Origin of the sequence: Streptomyces sp. NPDC047515 (assembly GCF_040643055.1) — a bacterium.
Taxonomy (GTDB): Bacteria; Actinomycetota; Actinomycetes; order Streptomycetales; family Streptomycetaceae; genus Streptomyces.
This window is the reverse complement of record NZ_JBEYTM010000010.1, coordinates 175,805-199,843: the sequence shown is the minus strand read 5'-3', so window position 1 is coordinate 199,843 and position 24,039 is coordinate 175,805. Positions and strand designations below refer to the sequence as shown.

Annotated in this window: 22 protein-coding genes and 2 pseudogenes; 14 read left to right on the top strand and 10 right to left on the bottom strand. The window is 71.5% G+C overall.

Going from position 1 to position 24,039, the window contains the following annotated elements:
- On the top strand, positions 1-377 hold a 377-nt coding region (locus tag ABZ826_RS11900; protein ID WP_361446018.1), incomplete at its 5' end, for a transposase.
- 49 nt (positions 378-426) lie between these two features.
- On the opposite strand, the gene ABZ826_RS11895 is transcribed toward ABZ826_RS11900, so the two are convergent.
- Together ABZ826_RS11895 and ABZ826_RS11890 are read right to left on the bottom strand one after the other, a co-directional pair.
- Entirely contained in the window at positions 427-2,796 is a 2,370-nt protein-coding gene (locus ABZ826_RS11895; protein ID WP_361446015.1) for a PQQ-binding-like beta-propeller repeat protein, read from the bottom strand.
- Between the two features lie 160 nt (positions 2,797-2,956).
- Complete coding sequence (locus ABZ826_RS11890; protein ID WP_361446012.1) at positions 2,957-3,868, bottom strand: VOC family protein; 912 nt, start codon at positions 3,866-3,868, stop codon at positions 2,957-2,959.
- A gap of 370 nt (positions 3,869-4,238) precedes the next feature.
- Between ABZ826_RS11890 and ABZ826_RS11885 the strand changes: the two genes are divergently transcribed.
- The gene (locus ABZ826_RS11885) at positions 4,239-4,886 is read left to right on the top strand and encodes a TetR family transcriptional regulator (RefSeq protein ID WP_361446009.1); all 648 of its coding nucleotides are present in this window, start codon (positions 4,239-4,241) and stop codon (positions 4,884-4,886) included.
- A 308-nt stretch (positions 4,887-5,194) separates the two neighbouring features.
- On the opposite strand, the gene ABZ826_RS11880 is transcribed toward ABZ826_RS11885, so the two are convergent.
- The gene (locus ABZ826_RS11880) at positions 5,195-5,698 is read right to left on the bottom strand and encodes a nitroreductase/quinone reductase family protein (RefSeq protein ID WP_361446006.1); all 504 of its coding nucleotides are present in this window, start codon (positions 5,696-5,698) and stop codon (positions 5,195-5,197) included.
- The gene (locus ABZ826_RS11875; RefSeq protein WP_361446003.1) at positions 5,698-6,984 is read right to left on the bottom strand and encodes an acyl-CoA dehydrogenase family protein; all 1,287 of its coding nucleotides are present in this window, start codon (positions 6,982-6,984) and stop codon (positions 5,698-5,700) included. The genes ABZ826_RS11880 and ABZ826_RS11875 overlap by 1 nt, the downstream gene beginning before the upstream one ends.
- Before the next feature lie 171 nt (positions 6,985-7,155).
- On the opposite strand from ABZ826_RS11875, the gene ABZ826_RS11870 reads away from it, so the two are divergent.
- The 5 genes from ABZ826_RS11870 (at position 7,156) to ABZ826_RS11850 (ending at position 11,472) form a co-directional block, all read left to right on the top strand.
- A complete protein-coding gene (locus ABZ826_RS11870) occupies positions 7,156-8,325 on the top strand; it encodes an acetyl-CoA acetyltransferase (RefSeq protein ID WP_361446000.1) in 1,170 nt (389 codons plus the stop codon).
- 79 nt (positions 8,326-8,404) lie between these two features.
- On the top strand, positions 8,405-9,190 hold the full coding sequence (locus ABZ826_RS11865; RefSeq protein WP_361445997.1) for a pyridoxal 5'-phosphate synthase: 786 nt from the start codon (positions 8,405-8,407) through the stop codon (positions 9,188-9,190).
- Between the two features lie 151 nt (positions 9,191-9,341).
- Complete coding sequence (gene htpX / locus ABZ826_RS11860) at positions 9,342-10,253, top strand: zinc metalloprotease HtpX (RefSeq protein ID WP_361445994.1); 912 nt, start codon at positions 9,342-9,344, stop codon at positions 10,251-10,253.
- A gap of 9 nt (positions 10,254-10,262) precedes the next feature.
- On the top strand, positions 10,263-10,847 hold the full coding sequence (locus ABZ826_RS11855) for a hypothetical protein (protein ID WP_361445991.1): 585 nt from the start codon (positions 10,263-10,265) through the stop codon (positions 10,845-10,847).
- Between the two features lie 34 nt (positions 10,848-10,881).
- Positions 10,882-11,472, top strand: a complete 591-nt coding sequence (locus tag ABZ826_RS11850) for a DUF1707 domain-containing protein (RefSeq protein WP_361445988.1) — start codon at positions 10,882-10,884, stop codon at positions 11,470-11,472.
- Position 11,473: 1 nt separating this feature from the next.
- Here ABZ826_RS11850 and ABZ826_RS11845 read toward each other — a convergent pair whose 3' ends face one another.
- On the bottom strand, positions 11,474-11,908 hold the full coding sequence (locus tag ABZ826_RS11845) for a Zn-ribbon domain-containing OB-fold protein (protein ID WP_361445985.1): 435 nt from the start codon (positions 11,906-11,908) through the stop codon (positions 11,474-11,476).
- Complete coding sequence (locus ABZ826_RS11840; RefSeq protein WP_361445982.1) at positions 11,905-12,357, bottom strand: DoxX family protein; 453 nt, start codon at positions 12,355-12,357, stop codon at positions 11,905-11,907. Before ABZ826_RS11840 ends, ABZ826_RS11845 begins: the two co-directional genes overlap by 4 nt.
- Positions 12,358-12,526: 169 nt before the next feature.
- Between ABZ826_RS11840 and ABZ826_RS11835 the strand changes: the two genes are divergently transcribed.
- Both ABZ826_RS11835 and ABZ826_RS11830 read left to right on the top strand, forming a co-directional pair.
- Entirely contained in the window at positions 12,527-13,702 is a 1,176-nt protein-coding gene (locus tag ABZ826_RS11835; protein WP_361445979.1) for an NAD(P)/FAD-dependent oxidoreductase, read from the top strand.
- A gap of 99 nt (positions 13,703-13,801) precedes the next feature.
- On the top strand, positions 13,802-14,809 hold the full coding sequence (locus ABZ826_RS11830; RefSeq protein WP_361445976.1) for an AraC family transcriptional regulator: 1,008 nt from the start codon (positions 13,802-13,804) through the stop codon (positions 14,807-14,809).
- Positions 14,810-14,848: 39 nt separating this feature from the next.
- Here ABZ826_RS11830 and ABZ826_RS11825 read toward each other — a convergent pair whose 3' ends face one another.
- The gene (locus ABZ826_RS11825) at positions 14,849-15,820 is read right to left on the bottom strand and encodes an NAD(P)H-binding protein (RefSeq protein ID WP_361445973.1); all 972 of its coding nucleotides are present in this window, start codon (positions 15,818-15,820) and stop codon (positions 14,849-14,851) included.
- Between the two features lie 194 nt (positions 15,821-16,014).
- Here ABZ826_RS11825 and ABZ826_RS11820 point away from each other — a divergent pair, with 194 nt between their 5' ends.
- The 3 genes and pseudogenes from ABZ826_RS11820 to allB form a co-directional block, all read left to right on the top strand.
- Complete coding sequence (locus tag ABZ826_RS11820) at positions 16,015-18,243, top strand: acetate--CoA ligase family protein (RefSeq protein WP_361445970.1); 2,229 nt, start codon at positions 16,015-16,017, stop codon at positions 18,241-18,243.
- A gap of 106 nt (positions 18,244-18,349) precedes the next feature.
- Positions 18,350-19,189: an enoyl-CoA hydratase-related protein gene (locus ABZ826_RS11815; RefSeq protein ID WP_361445967.1), complete on the top strand. Its 840-nt coding sequence runs from the start codon at positions 18,350-18,352 to the stop codon at positions 19,187-19,189.
- Positions 19,190-19,813: 624 nt separating this feature from the next.
- Positions 19,814-21,139, top strand: a pseudogene (gene allB / locus ABZ826_RS11810) (allantoinase AllB); the annotation flags it as partial.
- 250 nt (positions 21,140-21,389) lie between these two features.
- Here the strand turns inward: allB and ABZ826_RS11805 are convergent.
- The 3 genes and pseudogenes from ABZ826_RS11805 to ABZ826_RS11795 form a co-directional block, all read right to left on the bottom strand.
- Positions 21,390-21,752 (bottom strand): annotated as a pseudogene (locus tag ABZ826_RS11805) (hypothetical protein); the annotation flags it as partial.
- A gap of 9 nt (positions 21,753-21,761) precedes the next feature.
- The gene (locus ABZ826_RS11800; RefSeq protein ID WP_361445964.1) at positions 21,762-22,046 is read right to left on the bottom strand and encodes a hypothetical protein; all 285 of its coding nucleotides are present in this window, start codon (positions 22,044-22,046) and stop codon (positions 21,762-21,764) included.
- A gap of 274 nt (positions 22,047-22,320) precedes the next feature.
- Positions 22,321-22,761: an ATP-binding protein gene (locus ABZ826_RS11795; protein ID WP_361445961.1), complete on the bottom strand. Its 441-nt coding sequence runs from the start codon at positions 22,759-22,761 to the stop codon at positions 22,321-22,323.
- A gap of 156 nt (positions 22,762-22,917) precedes the next feature.
- On the opposite strand from ABZ826_RS11795, the gene ABZ826_RS11790 reads away from it, so the two are divergent.
- Together ABZ826_RS11790 and ABZ826_RS11785 are read left to right on the top strand one after the other, a co-directional pair.
- The gene (locus ABZ826_RS11790) at positions 22,918-23,796 is read left to right on the top strand and encodes a helix-turn-helix transcriptional regulator (protein ID WP_361445958.1); all 879 of its coding nucleotides are present in this window, start codon (positions 22,918-22,920) and stop codon (positions 23,794-23,796) included.
- Positions 23,793-24,002 (top strand): DUF397 domain-containing protein, encoded by a 210-nt coding sequence (locus ABZ826_RS11785; RefSeq protein WP_361445955.1) that lies wholly within the window; start codon positions 23,793-23,795, stop codon positions 24,000-24,002. Before ABZ826_RS11790 ends, ABZ826_RS11785 begins: the two co-directional genes overlap by 4 nt.
- Positions 24,003-24,039: the final 37 nt, after the last annotated feature.

Below are 24,039 nucleotides of genomic sequence, written 5' to 3'. Positions count from 1 at the left end.
TCGTGAAGGGATTCCGCACGGTCAGCCTGGTGTGGGCCGACGGCGGATACGCCAACTCCGTTGATTCCACGCTCCTTTCATGGGCCCGGGATGCGTTGAACATCGTCGTCGAGATCGTGAAGCGGACCGACGACGTCAAGGGCTTCAAGGTCCTGCCCCGCCGCTGGGTGGTGGAGCGAAGTTTCGGCTGGCTGGTCCGAAACCGCCGGCTGGCCCGCGACTACGAACGGCTGACCGCGACCTCCGAGGCCATGATCAAGGTGGCAATGATCCGCTTGATGCTCGTCCGGCTCGCCGGGCAGTCCTTGCGGTGGAGCCATGAATCCCACCGCAAGACCGCACGAGCCAACACCGTCGAGGACTACATCGCAGCGTAATCAACCGGCCACCCGACAGGCTCTGAGGCGCGGGCCCCACGCCCAGGTGCTACGTCCGGGCCCGGTTTCCCGTGCCCGTGCCCTTCAGCGCGTCCAGCGCGTACACGCAGCGGTCCTTGCTGCACGCGTACACGACACCGCCCCGTGCCACCGGTGAACCCGTGATCTCGCCGCCGGTCGCCAGCTTCCAGCGGAGCTGGCCGCCCGCCGCGTCCACGGTGTACAGGACGTGGTCGGCGGAGCCGAAGTGGACCCGGCCGTCGGCGACCACCGGGCCGCCCACCACCTCGCCGCCCGCCGCGAACCGCCACTTCGGAGTGCCGGTGACCGCGTCGAGCGTGTACAGCGCGCTGCCGCTGCCGACGTGGACGTTCCCGCCCGTCACCAGGACCGGCTCGATCGACTGCCGGGCCTCCGTGGCGATGCGCCAGCGGTCCTTGCCCGTCGAGGCGTCGATCGCGTACACCGTGCCGAGGTAGTCGGCGAGGTACACGCCGCCGCCGGTGACCGCGGGCCCCGGCGCGAACGTGGGCGGCGAGAGGAAGACGGCGGGCGACTCGAAGTGCCAGCGGACATGGCCGGACGCGGTGTCGACGGCCAGGACCCGGGCCCCCGCGCTGACGTACACGAAGCCGTCCGGCGCCGCGGTCACCCGGACCGGCACCCCGCCGCAGGAGGCCGCGTCACCGATCGGGTACGACCAGCGCTCGATGCCGGAACGGGCGTCGACGGCGCGCAGCCGGGCGTCCTGCCAGAGGTAGACCGTGCCGTCGTGGACGACGGGCCCGTCCTGCGCCGTCTCGAAGTCGGTCTGTACGCCGCCGCTCTCCCACAGCTTCTCGCCCGTGGACGCCTCCCACGCCTGGACGCCACCGCCCCGGGTGCCGGTGACGACGGTGCCTCGGTCCGCCTTGAGGGAGTACACCCAGGCGTCGGTCTGCAGCCGCCAGCGCTCGGCGCCGGTCACCGCGTCCAGGGCGTACAGCGACGGCCCGTCGGAGGCGTGGATACGACCGCCCTCCACCGCCATCACCCAGGCCACGTCCCGGGTCTTGAACTGGCGGCGCCCGTTGCCCACGTCCAGGGCGTGCACCTCGAACGAGGTGACGTAGAGCAGGTCTCCGGCGACGACGGGCGTCCCCCAGACGTCGTTGGACATCCGGAAGCGCCAGGGCCGCCAGCGGTCCGGGGCCGCCGGCGCGACCTCGGGGGCGTGCGCGGGCGCGGGCAGCGGGGCGGCGGGGGCCGCGCCGTTCGCCCCGGTGGGCGGGCGCACCCAGCCGGTCGCGGGGCCGGCGTCCGCGGTGGCCGTGGCGGTGGCCCGGACGTCCTGGGCGCGCGGGCCGGGGCCGATGGGCACCTTCGCGCCGGCCAGTCGTACCGGACCGCCCGCGTCGGGCAGCCGCGCCGCCGCGGCGGCCGAGGAGCGCAGGTCTCCGCCGCTGCGCCAGGCGGGGTCCCGGCCGGCGCCCGGGGGCTGCGGGGGCGGCGGCGGGACCGGGGCCGGAGCAGCGGGCTTGCGGCCTCCGCCGCGGCGTTGCTCGATCATGGCGGTGGCGGAGGTCGGCAGCCAGGCCGAGGCCGTACCGCTGTCGTCGCCGCCGGAGGCGAAGAGGTGCGGGGCGAGCTGGGCCTGCAGATCGGCGGGGGTGGGCCGCAGCCCGGCGTCCATCTGCATGCAGGACTCGATCAGCGGCCGGAGCTCGTCGGGCAGGCCCTCCACATCGGGGCCCTCGCGCAGCAGCATGAAGACGGTCTCGACGGGGTTGGCGCCGTGGAACGGCGCGTGGCCGGTGGCGGCGAAGACCAGCGTCGAGCCGAGCGAGAAGACGTCGCTGGCGCCGGTGACGCTGCGGGAGTCCCGCGCCTGCTCGGGCGACATGTAGGCGGGCGTGCCGACGGCGACGTTCGTCATGGTCAGCCGGGTGTTGGAGACCCCGGACGCGATCCCGAAGTCGATCACCCGCGGGCCGTCCTCGACGACGAGCACGTTCGACGGCTTCATGTCGCGGTGAACGAGCCCCGCACCGTGGATCGACTGCAGCGCCTCGGCGATACCGGCGGCCAGCCAGCGCACCGCCTGGACCGGCATGGGCCCGCACTCGGTCACTATCTCTTCGAGCGAAGGAGCGGGCACATAGGCGGTGGCCAGCCACGGCACCGCGGCCCGCGGGTCGGCGTCCACCACCGCGGCCGTGTAGAAGCCGCTGACGGCCCGAGCGGCCTCCACCTCACGTGTGAAGCGGACCCGGAACAGCTGGTCCTCGGCAAGTTCCGTGCGTACCGTCTTGATCGCCACCCGCCGGCCCGAAGCCGAGCGGGCGAGATAGACCAGCCCCATGCCACCGGCCCCGAGCCGTCCCAGCACCTCGAACGGACCGATCCGTCTCGGGTCGTGCCGCGTCAGCTGCTCCACCACTTGCCCTGCCACCTCCCCGTACGGGCCTCAGGAACAGAAGCCCGCGAAAACCCGCCCTGTGCGGCGTCTCACCACTGGGCACCACCCGGCGGTGCGCACCCCGATTGTTCCTGGCTGAGGCCGTGGTTGCGAACCCGGGGGCGGACCGGGGTGTCACAGCTCACTCTGCCCTCTTCTCGGACACAGGGGGCTGAAGTACGGCGAACACGGCACCCTGATCGTCCTGGAGGACCGCCATCCGCCCGTACGGGATGTCGAAGGGCGGTGCGGAGATCCGGCCGCCGAGGCGTACGGCGTGTCCGGCGGTGGCGTTGCAGTCCTCGACGGCGAAGTAGCTGAGGAAGTAGCTGGGCATCTCGGCCGGGAAGGCGTCGGTGATGACGCTGCGCCCGCCGACCGCGGTGTCCGGCCCCGGTTCCGTGCCCGCCGGGGACCACATGCGGAAGTCGACGCCGCCGCCGGACTCCGCCGTGCCGGACCGGGAGGCGCCGGCCTCTCCCCCGCCAGCCTCTCCCCCGCCGGCCTCTCCCCCACCGGCCTCTTTCTCGTCTGGTTCTTCCCCGCGGGGTTCTTGCTCGCCCGAGGTGCCGAGATCGGTGCCCTGGAAGCCGAAGACCTCCTCGTAGAAGGCGTCGACGCGGTCCTTCTGCCGGGTGTAGACCTCGGTCCAGCAGAAGGAGACCGGTTCGTTCTGCTTCTCGAAGCCCTCTCGTTCCCCGGCCTGCCAGAGCCCGAAGACCGCTCCGCCGGGATCGGCCGCCTGGGCGACCGCTCCGGCCCGGCCGGCCCGTACAGGGTCGGTGATCACCTGGCCGCCCGCCTCCCTGACGCGGGCGACGGACGCGACGATGTCATCGGTGGCGAAGTAGATCCCCCAGGCGGTGGGCATCCGGCCGTCCTGCTTGGCGGCGAGTGCGGCGACGAGCTTCCCGCCGCTGAAGGCGTCCGCGTACGGACCGTCCCCGGCCCGGAAGGTCCAGCCGAACAGCTCACCGTAGAAGCGCTTGCCCGCTTCGAGGTCGGGCAGCTGCACGTCCACCCAGCACGGCGCGGATTGCGCGAATGCGGCCATGGGCCCGGTCCCTCCGTCGCGGTCGTTCGCGGTCGTTCGCCGCCGGCTCGCGGTTTGTTCGCAGTTGTCCGCGGCCGTTCCCAGCCGCTCGCGATTCACCACGGTGACGCTCGTCACAGCAAACGTAACCGCGGGTGGCACGCGCCGCCCCCCGACCCGTTCACATCGAACACATTTCCGAACAGACGAGCTCCTTGCTCACCGTGTCACAGAAAGTTATCCACCGAAGTTATCCACAGGCTGTTGATAAGACTTATCCCCGGTGGGGCGCATGCGTCGATATCCGGCCACTCCCCCCGGCGCGTCTGCGGCGCTCCCCATTTGCAGTCGGCCGAATCGCGCTCCGATCACCCCTCGGTAAGCTGACGGCATGACAGGACAAGTACGCACCGTCGACGGCCGCGTGGCCGGTCGACGCGGACAGGCGACGCGGCAGAAGCTGCTCGACTGCCTCAGCGAGATGCTCAGTTCCTCGCCGTACCGGGACGTCAAAGTTATCGACGTGGCCCGGAAGGCGGGGACTTCACCCGCGACCTTCTACCAATACTTCCCCGACGTCGAGGGCGCCGTCCTCGAAATCGCCGAAGAAATGGCCAAGGAGGGCGCCGGACTGACCGAACTGGTCGCAGGCCGCTCCTGGGTCGGCAAGGCCGGCTGGCAGACCGCCGAAGAACTCGTCGAGGGATTCCTCGACTTCTGGCGACATCACGACGCGATCCTGCGCGTGGTCGACCTCGGGGCGGCCGAGGGCGACAAGCGGTTCTACAAGATCCGCATGAAGATCCTGAACTCGGTCACCAACTCCCTTACGGACGCGGTGAAGGAACTCCAGGCCAAGGGCAAGGTCGACAAGGACGTCAGCGCCGCCGCGATGGCGGGCTCACTGGTCGCGATGCTGGCCGCGGTCGCCTCGCACCAGAAGGGCTTCACCACCTGGGGCGTGAAGCAGGCCGAACTCAAGCCGAATCTCGCACTGTTGGTGCATCTGGGCATCACCGGCAAGAAGCCGACGAAGTAACGCCGACACCGGGCCGCTACCCGCACCGGGTACCGCGCAGCCGCTCCGGGCGTCCCAGGTCCTGTCTCACCGACGGCGGACCACGCATGTGGTCCGCCGTCGGTGCACCCGGACCCTTCCACGGATCGCCCCAACAGCCGTTTCCACGGACTGTTTTCGCACTTCACACCGGGCTGCACCCCCGCACCGGGCACCGTGTGAGCACCCTCCCCGCCCACCGCTTCTCCCACCGCTCGCCTCCGCGTCCGCGTCCGGCCGCACGCGGCCTGGTCAGACCCCGTCGGACCCGTCAGCCCCCATCGGCCCGGTCATACCCCGTCGACCCCGGAGTCGATCCGCCGTTCCAGTCTGAACAGCCGGATCTCCCGCTCGACCCGCGCCTGGTACGTCGCGTAGGGCGGCCAGAACTTCAGCGCCGTCCGCCACACCGCCTCCCGCTCCGCCCCCTCCAGCAGCGTGGCACGCACCGGAACGTCCTGGCCCTGCCAGTTGACGACGGCCCGGTCGGGCCCGGCCAGCAGATTCGCGGTCCAGGCCGGATGACCCGGACGGCCGAAGTTGCTGCCGACCAGGATCCAGCTCTGCTCCGCCCCTTTCTCCGGCATGCAGGCCAGCGGAGTAGTCCTGGGCCGTCCGCTCCTCGCGCCCGGCACCGTCAGGATCAGGCCCGGCAGCATCCGGGCGCTGAGCAGCATCTTTCCGCGGGTGAGCCGGTGCACCGCACGGTCCATGGCGGGGACGACGTGCGGGGCGATCCTCGCGAACGTGCGGGTGGAGGACACTTTCTGGATCAGCCGGACGCCGGGCGCCATCAGACCGCCACCCGCTCGGCCGATCCGGAGGCGGACGACGCCGGGCCGACGGGCGGCCGCCCGGCGGGCACCTGACCGGCGGACGCCCGACCGACGGACGCCTGCCCGTTGTTCGACGGCGCGAACAGCCAGGCCCGGTGCGCCGCGTGGTCGCGGAGCCGGTGAACGGGGCCGAAGAGCAGTTCGTCGGCGGCGGCCCGTTTGAAGTACGGATGTGCCTCGTACTCCCCGGCAAAACCGATCCCGCCGGGCAGCTGGACGGCCTCGGCGGTGGTGATCCGCAGCGCCTCCAGCGCCTGGGCGAGGGCGAGGCCCCCGGCCGCCGGATCCCAGGCCGCGTAGTACGCGGCGGAGCGGGCCGCCTCCACCCGTACGTACAGATCCGCGAGGCGGGGCTCCACGGCCTGGAAGGAGCCGACCGCTCCGTCGGACCGCTCGCGCGCCCTGACGTGTCCGACGGTTCGCTCCAGCGCGCCCGCCGCCGCCCCCACCGCCTCCGCCGCGAGCAGGGCGGCGACCCCGCGCCCGGCCGAGGCGAGTGCGTCCGTCACGTCCACGGTGTCGTCCGCGCCGAGGAGTTCGGCCTCGGCGTCGCGGAGTTCGACGCGGGCCAGCGGGCGGGTCTCGTCCAGCGGGGTCAGGCGGGTGCGGACCACTCCGGTCGCCGTGTCCGGGCGGACCAGGAAAAGGAGCGTACGGCTGCGCGGGAAGCCGCCGGTGTGGGCGGCGACCAGGAGGAGTCCCGCACTGTGCCCGCCGAGGACCTGGGCGGCCTCGCCGTACAGCCGCCAGCCCTCCGCACCGGCGACCGGCCTGGCCTGTACGCCGCCGGCCCGGCCGCCACCCGCCCAGGCGCCGCCTGTGGGGTCACCGGTGAGGCCGAGCGCGGTGGGGAGCGAGCCGCCGGGCACGGCGAGGGTCGCGGCCAGTTCGCCTGCGGCGATGCCCGGCAGCAGGGCGGCGCGCTGGGCCTCGGTGCCGAGCGCGGCGACCAGGGGCGCGGCGAGCGCGGCGGTGGGGAGCAGGGGCGACGGCAGCAGGACGCGACCGGCCTCCTCGCAGGCGACGGCGAGTTCGGCAAGGCCGCGGCCGACACCTCCGTACTCCTCGGGGAGGGCCAGTCCCGGCAGGCCGAGGTCCCGGGCGAGCTGACGCCACAGGGCCTCGTCGTACCCGTCGGCGGTCCGCACGGCGCTGCGGACGTCGGCGGGTCCGCAGCGTTCGGCGAGCAGCTCGCGCAGGGCGCGGCGGACCTCTTCCTGCTCCGCGGTGAAGGCGGCATCCATCGTCGGGCTCCTTCCCGTCAGGGGCCTCCGGCCTCTGATCTGACGGCCCGTCATGCTAGGGGTGAATCCCCGAGATGCCCAGAGTCGCGCAGCGGAAGGGGCGGGTGGGGCCGGGAGAGTTCCGTTTACCGGGCGGTCCGCACCCATCGAATCTGATGTACCGTCAGATTCATGCCTTCTTCCCACCGCAAGGTCGCTGTCGTCGGCATATCCCTCGCCGACTGCGGACGCGTCGACGAGGCCACGCCGTACGCCCTGCATGCCCAGGCCGCCCGCCGGGCGCTCGCCGATTCGGGCCTGGACCGGTCCGTCGTCGACGGTTTCGGCTCCGCCGGACTCGGCACGCTCGCCCCGGTCGAGGTCGCCGAGTATCTGGGGCTGAAACCCACCTGGGTGGACTCCACCGCGGTCGGCGGCTCGACCTGGGAGGTGATGGCGGCCCATGCGGCGGACGCCATCGCGGCGGGTCACGCCCATGCCGTACTGCTGGTGTACGGGTCGACGGCCCGCGCGGACATCAAGGCGGGCCGCCGCACGTCCAATCTCTCCTTCGGGGCGCGCGGCCCCCTCCAGTTCGAGGTGCCGTACGGGCACTCGCTCGTCGCCAAGTACGCGATGGCCGCCCGCCGCCACATGCACGAGTACGGGACGACCCTGGAGCAGCTCGCCGAGGTGGCGGTCCAGGCACGGGCGAACGCGGCGGCCAACCCGGACGCCATGTTCCGTGACCCGATCACCGTGGACGACGTGCTGTCGGGGCCGGTGATCGCGGACCCGTTCACCAAGCTGCACTGCTGCATCCGCAGTGACGGCGGCTGCGCGGTGCTGCTGGCCGCCGAGGAGTACGTACCGGACACGGCGAAGGAACCGGTGTGGATCCTCGGTACGGGTGAGCACGTCTCGCACTCCACCATGTCCGAGTGGGACGACTTCACGGTCTCCCCCGCGGCGGTCTCGGGCCGCCTGGCGTTCGAACGGGCCGGGGTACGGCCCGCGGACATCGACCTCGCCGAGATCTACGACGCGTTCACCTACATGACGCTGGTGACGCTGGAGGACCTGGGGTTCTGCGCGAAGGGCGAGGGCGGCGCGTTCGTGGAGAAGGGCCGGACCGGCCTGGCGGGCGAGCTGCCGGTCAACACCGACGGTGGTGGCCTGTCCGCCTGCCACCCCGGGATGCGCGGGCTGTTCCTGCTGGTGGAGGCGGTACGACAGCTGCGCGGCGAGGCGGGCGAGCGCCAGGTGCGCAGGGCGGGCGGACGGCTGCCCGAGCTGGCGGTGGCGTCGGGGACGGGCGGCTGGTTCTGCTCGTCCGGGACGGTGGTGCTGGGGCGGGGGTGAGGGGGCGGTCACGCCGCGGACGGCGGCGTCCCCGTCGAAGGGAAGCGGCTCCAAGCCGGCCATGCGCTGCAATAGGGCCATGAGCGACGCACAGAGGCCCCACGGACAGGGGACCGACACGCAGGGAACCGACACGCAGGGAACCGACACGCAAGGGACCGGCACGCGGGGGACCGACGCACGGAGAGCACACGCGCGGGAACCCCACGCACAGCAGAACTTCCTGGACCTGCTCCACGCCCAGCGGGTCTGGGACGTGGACCTTCCCTCCTTCGACCCGGACACCGCGCCCTCCGCCCCGCTGCCCCTCTTCCACGCCTGGTTCGCCGAGGCCGTGGCCGCCGGGCAGACCGAGCCGCACACGATGTCACTGGCCACCGTCGACGCCGACGGCCGCCCCGACGTGCGGACGCTGATGCTGCACGGCGCGGACGAGCGCGGCTGGCACTTCGCCACACACCGCACCAGCGCGAAGGGCCGCCAGCTCGCCGCCCACCCGCACGCCGCGCTCGCCTTCTACTGGCCGGCGCAGGGGCGGCAGGTACGGGTACGGGGGCCGGTCACCGAGACGAGCCGGACGGAGAGCCTGGCCGATCTGCACGCCCGCTCGACCGGGGCCCTCGCCGCGGCGCTGACCGGGGCGCAGAGCGAGGTGCTGGGCTCGCGGGAGGAGCTGGCCCGGACCGCCGACGCCGCCTGGGAGCGGGCGCGGGCCGAGCCGGACGCGCAGGTCGCGAGCTGGACGCGGTACGTGGTCGAGCCGCAGGAGGTCGAGTTCTTCCAGGGCGACGCGGAGCGACGCCACGTACGGCTGCGCTACCGCCGGGACGGCGCGGACTGGACGCGGGAGCTGCTCTGGCCCTGAGAGCCTGTCCCGGCGGTCTGCCGGGGCGGCGTCCGTCGACGGGGCGGCCCACGAACGGACACCGCCCCGGCAGACCGCCGTTTTATTCGGTTGAGACAGCGAAGGAGCACTATGGGAGACAGGTGGAGACAGGTGACGACTGGAGGCACTGATGAGCCGAACCCGTTCCCGTTACGCCGCTGACCGCGGGCTGACCACACGCATGGTGACCACCATGTTCCTGATCGGACTGCTGTACGTGGTCCTGGTCGGCGTGCTGCTCGCGGTGCTGCGCGGCGCCTGGCCGATCATTCTGATCCTGGTCGGCGGCATGTTCATCGCGCAGTTCTGGTTCAGCGACCGCATCGCGGCGTTCAGCATGGGCGCCCGTGAGGTCACCCCCGAGGAGGCCCCGGAACTGCACGGCACCGTCGACCGGATCTGCGCGCTGGCCGACATGCCCAAGCCCCGGGTGGCGATCGCCCAGAGCGATGTGCCGAACGCCTTCGCCACCGGCCGGAACGAGAAGTCCGCCCTCGTCTGCGCCACCACCGGTCTGCTCCGCAGACTGGAGCCGGAGGAGCTGGAGGGTGTGCTCGCGCACGAGATGTCGCATGTCGCGCACCGGGATGTCGCCGTCATGACGATCGCCTCGTTCCTCGGTGTGCTCGCCGGCATCATCACCCGCGTCGCCCTGTGGGGCGGCCTCTCCCGCAACAGCCGGAGCAATGACCCCGTCGGCATCGCGATCATGCTGATCCCGCTGGCCAGCGCGGTCGTGTACTGCCTCAGCTTCCTGCTCACCCGGCTGCTCTCGCGCTACCGCGAGCTCTCCGCCGACCGCACCGCCGCCCTGCTCACCGGCCGCCCCTCGGCGCTCGCCTCCGCCCTCACGAAGGTGAGCGGTCAGATGGCCCGCATCCCGACCGAGGACCTGCGGAAGGCGGAGCCGTACAACGCCTTCTACTTCATGCCCGCGTTCTCCTCCAAGGAGAGCCTGAGCCGACTGCTCTCCTCCCACCCGACCCTCGAACAGCGCCTCGACCAGCTGGCCCGTATCTCCGCCGATCTCGCCCGCCCGTAAGGAACGTCCATGGGTCTTCTCGACACCATCCTGGGCCGCAGCAAGCCGGTCCGCCCCGACCTCGACCAGCTCTTCGCCGTGCCCTCCGCCGCCCTCACCCTCCAGGCGGGCGCCGGCTTCACCCCCACCGGTCTCGGCTCGGTCTGCTTCGCGGGCGTCGAGGGCGGCACCTTCGCCCGCATCCAGCAGGACGTGCGCGAACTGCTCGACGCCGACACCGGCCGGGGCGGCATCCCGGTGGAGTTCAGCCAGGACACGTACGGCTACACCTGGCTGCTCGCCCGCCAACCGGCCGATGACACGGCCTCCCTGGTCAACGATCTGCACGCGGTCAACACCCTGCTCCAGGACGGCGGCTTCGGGCCGCAGCTGCTCTGCTCGCTGATCGGCTTCCGGGACGAGCGGGAGCGTCCGCTCGCCCTGGTCTATCTCTACAAGCGCGGCACGTTCTATCCGTTCGCACCCCTGCCCGGCGGCGTCGAGAAGCGGGACAACCAGCTGGAGTTGCAGGTCAGGGCGGTGGTCGGGGACGACCTCCGGATGGAGAAGGATCTGGCCCGGTGGTTCCCCGTGTGGGGGGCGCCCGGATTCTGAGCCGGGCGCCGAACCCATCCGTATCATCAGGTTCATGACTGCTGAGCACGCCAACCCCGCCGGTGGGCAGCGCGCGTCCGACGCCGACCGCGAGGCGGTGGTGGACCAGCTGAGGGAGGCCGCGGCCGAGGGCCGTATCGACCTCGACGAGCTGGACACGCGACTGGGCGAGGCGCTGGTCGCCAAGACCTACGCCGAGCTGGCGCCCCTCACCGCCGACCTGGGGCCCGCGCCGCAGGACGCGGGGAAGCCGCTGGTCCTCAGGGCCGGTATCCACGGCACGGCGCGCACCGGGCGCTGGAAGGTGCCCACGCACATCGATGTGGACGGCGGCATGGGCGGTGCCAGGCTCGACTTCACGCAGACCGAGTGCCGGCTGCGCGAGATCGAGCTGGAGGTCGACGGGCAGATGGGCGGGGTCAGGATCACCATCCCCGCGGGCTGGACCGCGGAGACCGACGAGGTCGATCCCGCCATGGGCGGCGTCAAGGACCGGACCACGGCGGGGCGGCTCCCGGGTGCCCCGCTGATCCGTGTCACCGGCACGGCCGGCATGGGCGGTGTGGTCGTCCGCCACCCCAGCGTGTGGGAGCGGTGGAAGCTGCGGCGCGGCAGGTCGCGTTGAGTCATGCCGGGTGGGCGGCGGAGCCCCACGGCCGGAAGACCGGGACGGCCTCCCCGCCCTCCTCGTGCCGGAAGGCGACCCGGAGCCGCCTGCCGATCGCCAGGTCCGACTCCTCGCACTCCACGATCTGTGTCATCATCCGCGGCCCCTCCGCCAGGTCGACGACGGCGGCGGTGTACGGGACCCGGGCACCGAACGGCGGCAGGTCGTTGCGGTGGACGACGGACCATGTGTACAACGTGGCGTCTCCGCTCGCCCGCTCCCAGGTGACGTCCTCGCTCCAGCAGTGCGGGCAGAACTCGCGGGGATAGTGGTGGGCGCGCCCGCAGGCGCGGCAGCGGCGCAACAGCAACTGCCCCCGGGCGGCGGCGTCCCAGTAGGGGCGGGTGAAGGCGTCGGGCTCGGGGAGGTCGAAACGTACGGCGGCCGTGGTCACAGGAAGAGTCCGATCGCTTCGTCGAGGGACCAGGTCTGCCAGGACATCGCGAACAGCGCGACGAGCGAGATGAGCGCCATCATCGCGTTCTGCCCCTGCTCGGCCCAGTCGTGGATCATCAGTACGAGATAGAGAAGGTTCAGAAGGAGTCCGGCGACGAGGGCGACAGGGGTGAGGAATCCGGTGATCAGGCCGAGGCCCAGCGCGAGTTCGGCGTACACGACGAAGTAGGCCATGACCTTGGGGCGCGGGGCGACGATACGCCGGAAGCCGGTGCGCACGGCCGCCCACCGATGTTTGCCCGCCACGTCCGCGGCCCAGGCGATGCCCGTACCGCGCTCGAACCAGCCCTTCTTGTCCTTGTGCCGCCAACTCTCCAGCCACCACAGGCCGAGGCCTATCCGGAGAACGGCGAGCCACTCGGCTCCGCCGAGCCAGATCGTCTGCATGGGGCCTCCCATTCACTGAATCTGACGGTACGTCAGTTCACCCGATGGGGGCGGCTCACGCAAGAGGCGTGCGGAAGGTGCGCGGGAGGCACACACCCGTGATCGATTCGCAACCGATTCCGGTCTTGACCGAGACCCATCAACCGAGTGCGCGATTACGCTCCGAACCATGTCCGACAGCGCACTTACCGCCGGTAGCCCCACCGACCTCACCGAGGACCGGCCCGTGTACGTCATCGGCGGCGGTCCGGGCGGTCTCGCCGCCGCGGCGGCCCTGCGCGAACTGGGGGTACGGGCGGTCGTGCTGGAGAAGTCCGCGAACGTGGGGGCGTCCTGGCGCCGCCACTACGACCGGCTGCACCTCCACACGACCCGGCGCCGGTCCGCGCTGCCGGGGCTCGCGATGCCGCGCCGGTTCGGACGCTGGGTGGCCAGGGACGATGTGGTGCGCTATCTGGAGAAGTACGTCGAGCACCACGAGCTGGAAGTGGTGACCGGCGTCGAGGTGTCCCGGGTCGACCGGGCCCCGGACGGAGCGGGCTGGCAGCTGACCGCGACCGGCGGCCGGATGCTGACCGGCCGGGCCGTCGTCGTCGCCACCGGCTACAACCACACCCCGCGCGTCCCCGACTGGACCGGCCGCGACACCTTCACGGGCGACCTCGTGCACGCCTGCGACTACCGCGACCCCACCCCGTACGCCGGCCGGGACGTCCTCGTCGTCGGCATCGGCAACACGGGCGCCGAGATCGCCGTCGACCTGGTGGAGGGCGGGGCGTCCCGGGTACGGATCGCCGTGCGCACCGTGCCGCACATCGTGCGCCGCTCCACCGCGGGCTGGCCCGCCCAGGCGACCGGCATCCTGGTACGCAGACTGCCGGTCCGGCTGGTCGACCGGGCCGGGCCCCTGATGGCCCGGATCGCCGTGCCCGACCTCGCCGCGCAGGGGCTCCCGCGCCCGGACACCGGCCTGTACTCACGGGTCAGGGACGGCGCCATTCCGGTACAGGACGTGGGGCTGATCGACGCGGTCAAGGGCGGCCGGGTGGTGCCGGTGGCGGCCGTCGAGTCGTTCGACGAGGACGCGGTGGTGCTGGCCGACGGAGAACGGATCACCCCGGACGCGGTGATCGCGGCGACCGGCTACCACCGGACCCTGGAGGCGCTGGTCGGCCACCTCGGCGTACTGGACGCCCGGGGCCGACCGGTGGTGCACGGCGGCCGAACGCCCAAGCAGGCGCCCGGCCTGTACTTCACTGGGTTCACCAACCCGATCAGCGGCATGTTCCGTGAAATGGCCCTGGACGCACGGAAGATCGCGAAGAGGCTGTCACGCACGGGCTGACCGTTCGGGGGGGGGCCGGGGGCAAGGGCCGTCACGTCCATGCCGAGCGGCTTCCCTTCCGACACCCCGTTCGCCGCCCCGTCTGCGTACCGTTGCCGCATGGACGTGTTCGACGAGTTGTTGCGTGGCGTGCGGGGGAAGGGGTCGCTCTTCGGTCGTTCGGTGCTCTATCCGCCGTGGTCGCTGAGGTTCACGGACGGCGCCTATCTGACCCTGTGCATGCCGCTGCGCGGCGAGGGGTGGATCGTCCCGGACGGCGGCAGAGGGGACGGCGCCGGTAAGGGCGCGGCAGACGGCAACAGCAGTGGTGATCTCGCCGCGCGCCGGGTGCGGGCCGGCGAGGCCGCGATCGTGCGGGGCCCGGCCCCGTTCGTCTTCACCGACGCACCGGCCACGGATACGGGCCCGGAACCGGGCGCGTCCGTGCACGAGGTGCACTGGGGCACCGGCCCCGGAACGGACCCGGCGCCGCCGGACGAACTCAGCGGCCCCACTGTGTTGTTGGCCGCCGCCTACGACGTGCGCGCCGAGGTCCCGCGGCGGTTGCTCCGGGTCCTTCCGCCGGTGCTCGTGGTACCGGACGAAGAGGACTGTGCGCCGCTGCGCGACTATCTGGAGACGCAGATCGGCGGGGCGCGGCCGGGCCGGCAGATCGTGCTGGACCGGCTGCTGGACTGGCTGCTGGTGTGCACGCTCCGTGACTGGTTCGACCGCCCGGAGGCGGCCCCGCCCGCCTGGTACCACGCCCTCGGCGACGAGATCGCCGGCCCGGCCCTGAGCGCCCTGCACGAGGCCCCGGCGCATCCGTGGACGACGGCGGAGCTGGCCGCACGGGCCGGGGTCTCACGGACCACGTTCGCCAAACGGTTCACGGAGCTGGTCGGGGAGGGCCCGGTGGCGTATCTGACCGAATGGCGCATGACGCTCGCCGCCGACCTGCTGAGCCGCCAGGACCTGACGGTGGCGGCGGTGGCCCGCCGGGTGGGGTACGCCGACGCGTTCGGTTTCAGCGCGGCGTTCAAGCGGGTCCGGGGCGTCAGCCCGAGCGCCTACCGCCGTGCGCCCGGGGCACGGGGCGAGCCGGACCGGGAGTCCCCGGCAGGCTGACGCCCTGCCCCGCTCCCAGGAAGATCCCGGGCCCCGGGCTCAGGCGGTCCAGGCGCCCGCGTCCGCCGCCCTGCGCACGAACTCGCCGAAGTCCCGCGGCTCGCGCCCCAGCGCACGCCGCACGCCGTCGACGACCGGAGCCTCCTGGCTCGTACGGATCGGCTTCATCGCGTCCGTCCACAGCACCGCCTCTTCCGGGGCCATCCCCTGGGCGACCAGTCCGGCCCGGAACTCCTGCTCGGGGACCGGGACGTAAGCGGCCCGCCGCCCGGTGACCTTCGCAATCTCGGCCAGCGCGTCGTCGACGGTGAGCGCCCTCGTCCCGGACAGCTCGTACACCTGGCCCTCGTGACCGGGCCGGGTAAGCGCGGCGACGGCGACGTCCGCGATGTCGTCCGCGTCGACGAACGCGGCGGCCCCGTCCCCCGCGGGCAGCGCCAGCTCACCGCCCGTCACCCCGTCGAGGAACACCCCCTCACTGAAGTTCTGCGCGAACCACCCGGGCCGCAGGATCGTCCACGGCACCCCCGAGGCCCGCACCGCCAGCTCCCCCTCCAGGTGCGGCCCGGTCCCGTCGTAGGAGTCGCCGAAGTACCCCGGCACGTCGACTCCCCGGGCGGACAACAGCACCAGCCGCCCGATCCCGGCCGCCGCGGCCCGCCCCACCAGGGCGGGGGTCCGGGAGGGAGTCAGGTCCAGCGGAACGATGTACGCCGCCGCGGCCCCCTCCAGCGCCGCGTCCCAGGTCCCCCGGTCGTCCCAGTCGAACGGCGTCGCCCCGGAGCGCGAGGCCACCCGCGTCTCCACCCCTTGCTCCCGCAGCCGGTCCACGACCCGGCGCCCGGTCTTGCCGGTACCGCCGATGACGAGTACGGGCTGGTCCGTACGAGTGCCCCGCGCCCGACTCGCATCCTGCGTTTCCCGTACATCCTGCGCCTGCCGCACGTCCTGCGCCGCCTGCGCCCTCGGTGCTCCCTGTGCTGCCTGTGCTGCCTGTGCTTTGTCTGTCATACAGGAAGCCTGTCCCGGCACCCCGGCCACCGGCCATGTCCCGGAATCCGGAATGGATGTCCGGGCGTCCGGATCAGCCTTTGCCTGCACACCCATTCCTGACGGGCCGTCAGTTCAGTAACCTGACAGGGCGTCAGCTTTTGGCTGGCCGAGCACGATCACCCGACGGACCTCTAGCAGGAGTGGGCGGAACGATGCTTGGATCGACTCACGGCACCCTCACCACCGACTTCCGCGCCAGGGTGGTGGCCTGCGGCGAAGAGCCCAACGCCGTCGTCCACAGCATGGCGGCCGCCGCCGCGGAGGGCGATCTCGATGTCAGTGGCCGCCCGCTGCACGCCCCCGTACCGGACCTGGACCGGTTCTTCCGGCCCGAGTCCGTGGCCGTCATCGGCGCGTCCGACACCGAGGGTCGGCCCAATACCGGGATCACCCGACAGCTGATCGGCTGGGCCGAGCGCGTCGGGGCACGGCTGTATCCCGTCCATCCCGGTCGGGAGTCCGTGTTCGGGCGGGCCTGTTCCCCCTCCGTCGCGGACCTGCCCGAGCAGGTCGACCTGGCCGTGCTGCTGGTCGGTGATCCGCTCCCGGTGATCGAGGAACTCGCACAGGCCAAGGTGAAGTTCGCCGTCGCCTTCGCCTCCGGGTTCGCCGAGACGGGTGAGGAGGGAGCCGCCGCCCAGGCACGGCTGGCCGCGGCGGTGGAACGGTCCGGGCTGCGGCTGCTCGGGCCGAATACCAACCTCAACGCCTTCGAGAGGTTCCGGGACGACCTGGACGGGCCGGCGATCGCCCTGATCACCCAGTCCGGTCACCAGGGGCGCCCTGTCTACACCCTTCAGGAGCTGGGCGTGCGGCTCTCGCACTGGGCGCCCACGGGCAACGAGGCCGATCTGGAGACCGCGGACTTCATCTCGTACTTCTCGCAGCGCCCCGAGGTCGGGGCCATCGCCTGCTACGTCGAGGGACTCAAGGACGGGCGCTCCTTCCTGCTGGCCGCGGACCGCGCGGCACGGGCCGGCGTTCCGGTGGTGGCGGTCAAGGTGGGGCGTACCGAGACGGGGGCCAGGATGGCCGCGTCACACACCGGCAAACTGACCGGCGCCGACCAGGTGGTGGACGCGGCGATGCGGCAGTTCGGCGTGATCCGGGTGGACGGGCTCGACGAACTCCAGGACACCGCGGCCCTGCTGGCCCGCGCGCGGAAACCACAGGCCGACGGGGTCGTCGTGTATTCGATCTCGGGGGGCACGGGCGCGCACTTCTCGGATCTGGCGACCGGTGCGGGACTGAAGCTGCCCACCCTCTCCGAGGCGAAACAGCGCGAGCTGCACGAATGGATTCCCGACTATCTGAACGTGGCGAACCCGGTCGACAACGGCGGCCACCCGGTCGGCGACTGGCGCGGCCGGAGGATCATCGACGCGATCCTCGCCGACCCCGACGTCGGGGTCCTGATCTGTCCGATCACCGGCCCCTTCCCCCCGATGAGCGACAAACTCGCGCAGGACCTGGTGGACGCGGCGGAGACCACGGACAAGCTGGTGTGCGTGGTGTGGGGCTCGCCCGTGGGTACGGAGGAGGCCTACCGCACGACGCTGCTGGGCTCGTCCCGCGTCGCCACCTTCCGCACCTTCGGCAACTGCATCACCGCCGTGAAGGCCTATCTGGACCACCATCGGTTCGCCGGCTCCTACCGCTCCCCCTTCGACGAGGCGCCGCGCACGCCGTCGCCCTCGTTCCGCAAGGCGCAGGCGCTGATGCGCCCGGGGCACCAGCTGAGCGAGCACGCGGCGAAGCAACTGCTGCGGGCATACGGAATCCGCGTTCCGCGCGAGCAGCTGGTGACCAGCGCCGCCGCGTCCGTCCGGGCCGCGGGGCTGGTCGGCTACCCGGTCGTCATGAAGGCGTCGGGCGCCCGGCTCGCCCACAAGACCGAGCTGGGCCTGGTCAAGGTCGGGCTCACCTCCGCCAGCCAGGTGCGCGACGCGTACCGCGAACTGACCGACATCGCGCGGTACGAGGGCATCGAGCTGGACGGCATCCTGGTCTGCCAGATGGTCGAGCGGGGCGTCGAGATGATGGTCGGCGTCACGCAGGACGCGTTGTTCGGACCGACGGTGACGGTGGGGCTCGGTGGCGTACTGGTCGAGGTGCTGCACGACGCGGCGGTTCGCGTACCACCGTTCGGCGAGGACCAGGCGCGGTCGATGCTGGCCGAACTGCGCGGCCGGGCCCTGCTGGAGGGCGTACGCGGCGGCCCACCGGTGGACGTCGACGCGCTCGTCGAGGTCGTGCTGCGGGTGCAGCGGATGGCGCTCGAACTGGGCGACGACCTCGCCGAGCTGGACATCAACCCGCTGATGGTGCTGGGGCGGGGGCAGGGCGCGGTGGCGCTGGACGCGCTCGCTGTCTGCCGCTGACCGGCCGCACCACCGCCCGTCCCGGCGACCGCGGCACCGGCCGCCTCGCGGGGCGCCTCGACCGCCGCGCCGCCACCGTCCGCACCATTCACCCAGGAGCCACCTCATGCCGTCCTCCCCCGAAGACACCGCCGAGTCCACCGGGTCCACCGACCCGCTCGACTCATGGGTACTCCACACCACTGACAACGGCGTCTCCTGGATCACGCTCAACCGCCCCGAAGCGATGAACGCCGTCACCTGGGACCAGCGGGAACGCGTCATCGCCCTGCTCGCCGACGCCTCCGCCGACCCGGCGGTCCGGGCCGTCGTCCTCACGGCCACCGGCCGCGGCTTCTGCGCGGGCGCCGACCTGCGCGGCGCCCCTTCAACGGGCGACCGGCTACCCGGCGACGTGGCCCGCACCATCCGGCTCGGCGCACAGCGCCTGATCGCCGCGGTCCTGGACTGCGAGAAACCGGTCGTCGCGGCCGTCAACGGCACGGCGGCCGGCATCGGCGCCCACCTCGCGTTCGCCTGCGATCTGGTGCTGGCCGCCGAGTCGGCGAAGTTCATCGAGGTGTTCGTACGGCGCGGGCTCGTACCGGACGGAGGCGGCGCGTATCTGCTGCCGCGCCTGATCGGCCCGCAGCGCGCCAAGGAGCTGATGTTCTTCGGCGACTCGCTCCCGGCGGCGGAGGCGGAGCGGCTGGGGCTGGTCAACCGGGTCGTCGCGGACGAGGAGTTGGCGGCGACCGCCCGCGCGTGGGCGCAGCGGCTGGCCGAGGGGCCGACCCGGGCGATCGCCGCCACCAAGCAGCTCGTCAACGCGTCCCTGGACGCCGACCGCACGACGGCGTTCGCGGCCGAAGCGATGGCCCAGGAGATCAACATGACGACGCGGGACGCCAACGAGGGTGTGGCGAGCTTCGTGGAGCGGCGCACACCGAAGTACCGGGGGCTGTGAGCGGCCCCGGAGCGCTTACCCGGCAGATTCCGGCAACCGGGTTCGGGGACCACAGCAGGAGCTCACCGGGGCCACTGTTCGGCCTTGCAGCTGTACATCGCCACGGAGGCGCGGCACACCAGGCACACCGGGCACACCGACGCTTGTGCATGGAGAACCGCATTCCGCCGGTCCGGAAGTCCGCGCCGCATCCATCGGCGTCGCCGACGAGTCCATTGCAGTCAATTCACCACCACAAGGAGACTTTGCGCTCACCCAGCGCGTACCCGGGCGAGTCACACCCGGGCGGTCTTGCGGCCTCACCCCCGATACAAGGCGTTCGCCGACGAAGTGTCCTGTCGGCAGATCATCGACGTCAGCGGTCCCGATCTGGCGGGGTCTCTTCGCATACCCGTCGAAGACATCGACTTCCTCGACAGGGAGGGGCACGTGGTGTCCACCCACATCGGGAACCGGGAACGCGTCAGGATCCCGGCGGGGGCTGTCGACGTCCTCAAGCCCTACCTCACCGGAGATTCGTTCACCATGACTGACTTGCAGAACCAGGGCGGCGAGAGAGCGGCGGCGGCTCTTGTCCGGAACCTCCTGAAGGCCCACATGCTGGTGCCCGCGAACGCCGCGCCCATGGCAACCGAGAGCGGGACGACGGTCTTCCGCTCCCGGCGCGCCGTTCTCCCCGAGGGCGAGCGCCCGGCGGACGTGGTCGTCGTCGACGGCCGCATCACCGAGGTCGCCGCGTACGCGAGCATCACCGGCCACCCCGTCGAGGACCTGGGCGACCTGGCCCTGCTGCCCGGCGTGGTCGACACCCACGTGCACATCAACGAGCCCGGCCGCACCGAGTGGGAGGGCTTCCACACCGCCACCCGCGCCGCGGCCGCCGGCGGTGTCACCACACTGATCGACATGCCGCTGAACTCCATCCCGCCCACCACCACGGTCGAGCACCTGGAGGTCAAGCAGGAGGCTGCCCGGGGCAGCGTCTTCGTGGACGTCGGCTTCTGGGGCGGTGCGATCCCCGGCAACACCGGCGACCTGGAGCCCCTGCGCAACGCGGGCGTCTTCGGCTTCAAGTCCTACCTGTCCCCCTCCGGTGTGGACGAGTTCCCGCACCTGGGAACCCGCGAGCAGTTGCGCGAGGCCCTGGCCGAGCAGGCCCGTATCGGGGCCCGCGCGATCATCCACGCGGAGAACCCGCAGATCCTGGACGCCGCCCCGTGCGTCCCGGGCCGCGACTACGACGACTACCTCGCATCCCGCCCGGGGGCGTCCGAGGTCGCCGCGGTCGAGCAGCTGCTGGAGACGGCCAAGGAGACCGGCGCCAAGGTGCACGTCCTGCACGTCTCCTGCGCCGACGTCATGCCGTTGATCGCCAGGGCCAAGGCGGACGGCGTCGACGTCACCACCGAGACCTGCCCGCACTACCTGACGCTGGCGGCCGAGGAGGTCCCGGACGGCAACACTGCATTCAAGTGCTGCCCGCCGATCCGCGAGGAGTCCAACCGGGACCGCCTGTGGGAAGCACTCGCTAACAGCGAGTTCGTCGGCATCGTCACCGACCACTCCCCCAGCACCCCCGACCTCAAGCTGCTCGACACCGGTGACTTCGCCTCCGCCTGGGGTGGCATCGCCTCCGTACAGCTGGGCCTGTCCGCGGTCTGGACCGAGGCCGCACAGCGCGGACACTCGCTCTCCGACGTAGTCCGCTGGATGTGCACGGGCACCGCGGCCTTCGCCGGTCTTGACCGCAAGGGCGCCATCGCCGTCGGAAAGGACGCCGACCTCGTAGCGTTCGCCCCGGAGGCCACCCAGCACATCGAGGCCGAGCGCCTCTTCCACAAGAACCCCATCACCCCCTACTCGGGCCGCACCCTGACCGGCGTAGTACGGGCCACCTGGCTGCGCGGCGAGAAGGTCGATGTGGACGGCGCCCCCAAGGGGCAGCTGCTGAAAGCGGGACCCTCCTCGACCACAGACTCCGGGAGGAACCCTTCGCCCCCTCGATCGGCCACCGAACAGGGCCAAACAGAGGGGGACTCGCTGTTGTCCTGAGCGGCGACGATGCGAGGCTCACCGGCCTCGTCGAGTTCCTCGAAGCTGCCGTCTGCGAGAAGGCACTCTTCCTCGACCACAGCTCGGTGCGATGCGGCCGGGACTCCCGGTTGGCGTGGGCCACCGGCGGATCCCGGCCGCAGCCCGCCTACTCCTCGGCGAAGACGTTCTCGACGGACGCGGCGGTGGGGGCGCGCAGGAGCCAGCGGCTCAGGACATCGAGATCCGTACAGCCCACGATGCGCTCGCGCGCCTCGTCGGGCACATCAACACCGGCCTGGGCAAGAAAGAGCAAGATGCCCCGCGCGATGCCCTCTGCACGGCCCTCTGCACGGCCTTCGTCCCGGATTTCTTCCGACATGAAGGACTTGTAAAACGAAAGGTCCACGGCCACCAGGTTCCTCCACTGTTGTGCGGCCGGGCGGTTGCCCAGGCCCTGTGCGATGAGTTCGACGATGGGGTCGGCGATGGTTTCCGGTACGTCCCGCAGAGCGGTCGACAGCGATTTCAGCCCGAGTGGTCAGTCGGTGAGCGAGGAGACCGGCTGGGCGGCGCAGCCCTTCGGATGGGAGTTCGCGGTGAGGTCCTTGATGCCGATCCTGCCTCCGGTGGGCAGCGACTGGATGTGTGCGGCGAGCCCGATCGCGACGAGGGAGAGCTCACGGGGCCGGGTCAGGTGGTTGCCCACGACCGTGAAACGACTGGTGTGCCGGGAGTTGTCGTGCACGACACCGGATGGCGGCGTGGCGTCCGCGCGTACGCGGGACGGGGCGCGCGAGGGCGCGCTAATCTGCTGGGTATCCATCGGGAAGCTTCTCTCTTCCTCGGTGGTCAGGCCCTCGATCGGGATGCCAGTCCCGGCCGGGGGCCGTCGCATGTCTGGGGTTGTTCGTCGCGGCGAGCATATGCCGGGCAACCGGTCCGAATAGCAGCCAAGTTGACCAATCTCACCCATGTGGGTGACTGGCGGCAGGGAGGGTTGGGAAGGCTCATTTCCCCAGTTCTTCAAGGCTTTTGATGTCGCGCGGAGCCGCATCGCGACCACCGGGTCGCGGAAATCCGCGACCCGGTGGCGGCGGTCACGGCACGAGATCGAGTTCGGCCCAGACGGTCTTACGGGGGAAGGGCCCGGGGCTGACGCCCCAGCGGTCGGCAAGCGCCTCGACGATCAGCAGACCGCGCCCGGATTCGCAGTCGCCGTCCGGGGCGACCATGCACCCAGGACCCGGCGGAAGGCACCCGCCACGGGCATCGCTCACCTCGATCCGCAGAAGCGCGCCGTCGTCGTGGACCGCGAGGCCGAGCCGGAAGTCCCGCCCCGGCACACGGCCATGGACCATGGCGTTGGCCGCCAGCTCGGCGACGATCTGCGCGGCCGACTCCGACGGGAGCCCCCACTCGCCCAGATGTGCGGTGGTGAGCAGCCGGGCCAGCCTGGCTCCCCGTCGGGTGGGCGAGAGCAACACGGTGAACGTGCTGCTGGGAGCGGGGGGTTGGGGGAGGGTGATTTCTTGTTTCACGTCACTCAGCGTGGCCGGGCGCACGTACGCTGACCAGTGATCAATCGGATGCGTACGGTGACTGTCCGGTGCTTGTCCGGAGTTGTCCGGGCTGTCCGGAGCAGGCGTGCGGGTAGGTGGTGCCGCGATGGTGACGGCACGTCGGAGGTGGCGCGGATGCGGGTGGATGCGAACGGCACGGAGCGATCCGGGGGCGAGACGGACGAGCCCGGTTGGGAGGTCGACCCCGACGACGAGTCGGGCGCGGCGGTCGTCGCCACGGTGGGTCGGCAGTTGAGGCTGCGCCGGGAGGCGGCCGGGATGCGGGCGGCCGAGTTCGGTGTGGCGATCGGGTACGGGGAGGACCAGGTATACAAGGTCGAGGCCGGCAAGCGGATTCCACGCCCGGAGTATCTGGACAGAGCGGACGAGGTGCTGGGCGCGGGTGGGCTGCTCACCGCGATGAAGAAGGACGTGGCGGAGGTCCGGTACCCGAAGAAGATTCGGGATCTGGCGCGGATGGAGGCGAAGGCGGTCGAGCTGCTCTCGTACGGCGACCACAACCTGCACGGTCTTCTGCAGACGGATGAGCATGCCCGAGCGCTGCTCGGGACGCGCCGACCTGCCTACTCCCAGGATGAGCTGGAGCGCATGGTGGCTGCCCGTACGGCTCGGCGTTCCATCTTCGACCGGTCACCGGCACCGGATCTCAGTTTTGTTCTGGAAGAGGTGACGCTGCGCCGCCCGGTCGGAGGGACAATGGTGCGACGCCAGCAGCTTGAACACCTGTTGGAGGTAGGACAGATGCGGAACGTCCAGATTCAGGTGATGCCGACCGACCGCTGGAGCCACCCGGGAACAGGCGGAAAGATCCAGGTGTTGAAGTTCAGCGACGGTTCTGGGGTAGGGCGTACCGATGGCGTGCACGGCGGGCGTCCGGTCTCTGATCCGCGACAGCTCCGGGTCCTTGAACTGCGCTATGGCATCATCCGGGCCGAGGCTCTCACTTCGCGGGAGTCACTGGACTTCATCGAGCAAGCGCTGGGAGAGACATGATCCGCAAGAACTCTGCCGAGAACACTCCCGAACTGGAGTGGTTCAAGAGCAGCTACAGCGACAGCAGCGATGGCCACGACTGCGTCGAGGTCGCCACCACCTCCGACGCAGTCCACGTCCGCGACTCCAAGAACACCCGGGGCCCCCGGTTCGCCGTCACCCCCGACGCCTGGGCAGACTTCGTGACGTACGCTGCGGGGAACTGACCCTCAACCTCGCCCCGCCCGCCGGGCGGGAACAGAC

Coding starts and splice junctions, on each gene's coding strand:
- ABZ826_RS11890 (WP_361446012.1), bottom strand. CDS start 3,868: ATGGCCGCATTCGCGCAATCCGCGCCGTGCTGGGTGGACGTGCAGCTG.
- ABZ826_RS11885 (WP_361446009.1), top strand. CDS start 4,239: ATGACAGGACAAGTACGCACCGTCGACGGCCGCGTGGCCGGTCGACGC.
- ABZ826_RS11880 (WP_361446006.1), bottom strand. CDS start 5,698: ATGGCGCCCGGCGTCCGGCTGATCCAGAAAGTGTCCTCCACCCGCACG.
- ABZ826_RS11875 (WP_361446003.1), bottom strand. CDS start 6,984: ATGGATGCCGCCTTCACCGCGGAGCAGGAAGAGGTCCGCCGCGCCCTG.
- ABZ826_RS11870 (WP_361446000.1), top strand. CDS start 7,156: ATGCCTTCTTCCCACCGCAAGGTCGCTGTCGTCGGCATATCCCTCGCC.
- ABZ826_RS11865 (WP_361445997.1), top strand. CDS start 8,405: ATGAGCGACGCACAGAGGCCCCACGGACAGGGGACCGACACGCAGGGA.
- htpX (WP_361445994.1), top strand. CDS start 9,342: ATGAGCCGAACCCGTTCCCGTTACGCCGCTGACCGCGGGCTGACCACA.
- ABZ826_RS11855 (WP_361445991.1), top strand. CDS start 10,263: ATGGGTCTTCTCGACACCATCCTGGGCCGCAGCAAGCCGGTCCGCCCC.
- ABZ826_RS11850 (WP_361445988.1), top strand. CDS start 10,882: ATGACTGCTGAGCACGCCAACCCCGCCGGTGGGCAGCGCGCGTCCGAC.
- ABZ826_RS11840 (WP_361445982.1), bottom strand. CDS start 12,357: ATGCAGACGATCTGGCTCGGCGGAGCCGAGTGGCTCGCCGTTCTCCGG.
- ABZ826_RS11835 (WP_361445979.1), top strand. CDS start 12,527: ATGTCCGACAGCGCACTTACCGCCGGTAGCCCCACCGACCTCACCGAG.
- ABZ826_RS11830 (WP_361445976.1), top strand. CDS start 13,802: ATGGACGTGTTCGACGAGTTGTTGCGTGGCGTGCGGGGGAAGGGGTCG.
- ABZ826_RS11825 (WP_361445973.1), bottom strand. CDS start 15,820: ATGACAGACAAAGCACAGGCAGCACAGGCAGCACAGGGAGCACCGAGG.
- ABZ826_RS11820 (WP_361445970.1), top strand. CDS start 16,015: ATGCTTGGATCGACTCACGGCACCCTCACCACCGACTTCCGCGCCAGG.
- ABZ826_RS11815 (WP_361445967.1), top strand. CDS start 18,350: ATGCCGTCCTCCCCCGAAGACACCGCCGAGTCCACCGGGTCCACCGAC.
- ABZ826_RS11800 (WP_361445964.1), bottom strand. CDS start 22,046: ATGGATACCCAGCAGATTAGCGCGCCCTCGCGCGCCCCGTCCCGCGTA.
- ABZ826_RS11790 (WP_361445958.1), top strand. CDS start 22,918: ATGCGGGTGGATGCGAACGGCACGGAGCGATCCGGGGGCGAGACGGAC.
- ABZ826_RS11785 (WP_361445955.1), top strand. CDS start 23,793: ATGATCCGCAAGAACTCTGCCGAGAACACTCCCGAACTGGAGTGGTTC.